This window comes from Megasphaera sp. DJF_B143, from assembly GCF_900320625.1.
Classification (GTDB): Bacteria; Bacillota; Negativicutes; order Veillonellales; family Megasphaeraceae; genus Megasphaera; species Megasphaera hexanoica.
The window spans coordinates 1-3640 of sequence record NZ_ONTA01000179.1 but is presented as its reverse complement, the minus strand read 5'-3'; the positions used below and the strand labels follow the sequence as shown (position 1 = coordinate 3640).

The following is a 3640-nucleotide window of genomic DNA, read 5'->3' as shown; positions in this document are numbered from 1 at the left end:
GGTCCTTGCCGCTCATGGCATAGTAGAAGGTATTCATGCTCGGCTGGCTCGTACCACCGGCAAAGGCCGAATAGGCCGCATCGACGATATCAACGCCGGCGTCGGCAGCCCGGCAGAGGGTCGTCACGGCATTGCCCGAGCCATCGTGGGTATGGAGATGGATAGGCAGATCGACGGCATCTTTGAGAGCCGAAACGAGCTGGTATGCCGCTTCCGGTTTCAGCAGCCCTGCCATATCCTTAATGGCGATGATGTTGGCGCCGGCATTCTGCAATTCTTTTGCCATGCGGACATAGTAGTCGAGATTATATTTCGGACGGGACGGATCGAGGATATCGCCAGTGTAGCAGAGGGCGACTTCGGCAATCTTGCCCGTTTCGCGGACGGCCTGTACCGTTTCATACATATTATCCAGACTGTTCAGGCTGTCGAAAATACGGAATACGTCGATGCCGTTCTTGGCAGACAGCTGTACGAAATTCTTGACTACATTGTCAGGATAGCTCGTATAACCTACGGCATTGGCGCCGCGGATGAGCATCTGCAGCAGGATATTCGGCGCCTTTTTGCGCATCTGGCGCAGGCGGTCCCAGGGATCTTCATAAAGGAAGCGGTAGGCCACGTCGAAGGTAGCGCCGCCCCAGCATTCATAGGAGAAGAAGCCCGGCAGCTTTTTGGAAGCCGTTTCCAGCACGCGGAGCATATCGATAGAGCGTACCCGCGTCGCCATCAGGGACTGATGGGCATCACGCATGGTCGTATCGGTAATGAGGACTTTTTTCTGGTCGAGGATCCACTGGGAGAATTTTTCCGGTCCCATGGAATCAAAAATCTGTTTCGTCCCGTCGGGATACGGGCCTTCCACCGGCTGCGGCAGTTCGAGCCGTTCAAATTCCGGTTTTTCCTGCGGTCCCGCATTGGTGTAGCCATTAATCGTCGTATCGCCGATGTATTTCAACAGCTTCGTGCCACGGTCATGAACGACAGGCAGATTGAACAGTTCCGGATGTTCGTCAATAAAGTTGACGTTGTAATCGCCTTTGACAAAGGACGGCTGTTTCAAGACGTTGATGAGGAAACCGATATTGGTCTTGACGCCGCGGATACGGAATTCACCGAGGACGCGGAGCATCTTCTGTACAGCCTGGGCGTGGTTCAGGCCATAGGTCGTCGCCTTGACCAGCAGCGAGTCATAGTACGGCGTAATGATGGCCCCGGCAAAGGCATTGCCGCTGTCGAGGCGGACGCCGAAACCGCCGCCGCTGCGGTATACGATGATCTTGCCCGAATCAGGCATGAAATTGTTGGTCGGATCTTCGGTAGTGATACGGCACTGGATGGCATTGCCGCGGCATTCGATGTCGTCCTGAGACTTGATGCCGATTTCATCGCTGTCGAGGGCATAGCCTTCGGCCACTTTGATCTGCGTCTGGACAATATCGATACCCGTAATCATTTCCGTGACCGTATGTTCAACCTGGACACGGGGATTGACTTCGATGAAGTAGAACTTGCCATCAGGTGTTACCAGAAATTCTACCGTCCCGGCGTTGACATAATGGACATTGCGCATAAGTTTGAGAGCGGCATTGCAGATATCCTGACGCAGCTGCTGCGGCAGAGCAAAAGCCGGCGCGATTTCAACGACTTTCTGGTGACGGCGCTGGATGGAGCAGTCCCGTTCGTAGAGATGGACGACATTGCCGTGTTCGTCACCCATGATCTGTACTTCCACGTGTTTTGGGTTGACAATACACTTTTCCAGATAAATTTCATCACTGCCAAAGGCGAGTTTGGCTTCGGATTTGGCACGATCATAGGCATCGCGCAGATCGGCCATGCGGTCTACCATGCGCATGCCGCGGCCACCGCCGCCATTGACGGCTTTCAGCATGATCGGGAAGCCTACGTCTTTGGCAAATTTTTCTACTTCCGCATAATTCATGACCGGGCCGTCACTGCCGGGGATGTACTGGATACCGGCTTTTTTAGCCTGGATACGGGCGTTGATCTTATCGCCGAACATGATGAGGTGTTCGACTTTCGGCCCGATGAAGATGATGCCTTCTTCCTGGCAGCGTTTGGCCAGATCGGCATTTTCCGACAAGAAGCCGTAGCCCGGATGGATAGCATCGACATCGTGTTCATGGGCAATGCGGATTATATCTTCAATATCTAAATATGCATCAACCGGTTTCTTCCCCTGGCCTACCAGATAGGATTCATCTGCACGGAAGCGGTGCAGGGAAAGCGAATCTTCCTTGGAGTAAATCGCCACGGTACGGATTCCCAGCTCGTTGCAGGCCCGGAATACGCGGATAGCGATTTCACCACGGTTGGCCACTAAAACCGAACGAATTTTTTTCATGAATAGTCCCTCCTGTTATATTGGATGGCAGCGTCTGCCTTTTTTATCTCCCCATAAGCAATTCACTGCAACTTTAATTATAACAAATGCCCGCAACTTTACAAGAGAAAGGCCGGTGCTAAACAATATAAATACTGTATACAAGACAGCAGCTTTTATGGCACGTAGTTACGGCTCCCCAGACGCCCCTTGTCCAGCCATTTCATGACCAGGATACTGCCTTCGTATAGGATCAGTACCGGCAGGGCAATCATCATCTGGGTAAAGGCGTCTCCCGTAGGCGAAATAACCGCGGCAAAGATAAAATCAAGGACGATGAAAGCTTTGCGTTTCCGCCGCAGCCCCTGGGGCGTGACCAGTCCGAGGCGGGACAGGACCAGCAGGACCAGGGGCAGTTCGAAAGCCAGTCCGAACGGCACCGTAAAAGACATAAAAAACGAGAGGTAAGCCGACAGGGAAAACATGGGCTGCAGGGAAGAACTGGCGAAATCCATAAAAAAGCGCATAGCCGGCGGCAATACGAGGGCATACGAAAAGGCCAGCCCACTGTAGAAAAGGATTACCGCAGCCGGTACTAACAGAAAGACACCCCGTCGTTCCTTTCCCGTAAGAGCCGGCCGGACGAAGCGCCACAGCTGATACGCCCACACGGGCACGGTAACCAGGAATCCCGTACAAACCGCCACCTGCAGATATGAAAAAAACACTTCCGCCGGCTGCATGAAATATAATTTCCCTGCGGGAGCTGAAATAAAGGCAATGATATCTTCTATATACGCATAGGAAGCGCCACTTGCCAGTGCCAGGGCTGCCAGGCAGTATATAAGGCGACGCCGGAATTCTGCCAGATGGCCCGTAAGCGGCAGTACCGCCTCATCGGTCTTTTCCCTGGGTTCCATCTTTTGTATCCTCCTCCGCCCCTTCCATCACATCCGACGCCGCCTTGCGGAATTCCCGTAATCCCCGTCCCAGGGCCCGTCCGATTTCCGGCAGCTTTTTCGGGCCGAATACGACCAGGGCTACGATACAGATGACCAGAGCTTCACTAAACCCTACGTTAAACATGCTTCTTTTTCCTTTCTCTTTACAGATATGTATATAAAAAAGCTCCTGCCTGAGCAGGAGTCTTTTTTATACGTAATGAATCCGGTCAGGATCGAAACGATCCTCTTTCGCCCGTTCTTACACCGTATCGGCAGCATAGCCAACAGGAATGACCGCAAAGGCCGTAAGACCTTTCGGGATGCCGATAGCCCGGCGCACATTCAATTC

3 protein-coding genes are annotated in these 3640 nt (G+C 53.0%); all 3 read right to left on the bottom strand.

The features are described 5' to 3' along the window. Window positions 1-2368, bottom strand: a 2368-nt coding sequence (locus tag DBO31_RS05420) for a pyruvate carboxylase (protein ID WP_150824633.1), incomplete at its 3' end; no start/stop codon positions are given. 155 nt (window positions 2369-2523) lie between these two features. After that, a complete protein-coding gene (gene tatC / locus DBO31_RS05415) occupies window positions 2524-3267 on the bottom strand; it encodes a twin-arginine translocase subunit TatC (protein WP_059076671.1) in 744 nt (247 codons plus the stop codon). Beyond that, window positions 3242-3433 (bottom strand): twin-arginine translocase TatA/TatE family subunit, encoded by a 192-nt coding sequence (locus DBO31_RS05410; protein ID WP_059076670.1) that lies wholly within the window; start codon window positions 3431-3433, stop codon window positions 3242-3244. The genes tatC and DBO31_RS05410 overlap by 26 nt, the downstream gene beginning before the upstream one ends. Window positions 3434-3640: the final 207 nt, after the last annotated feature.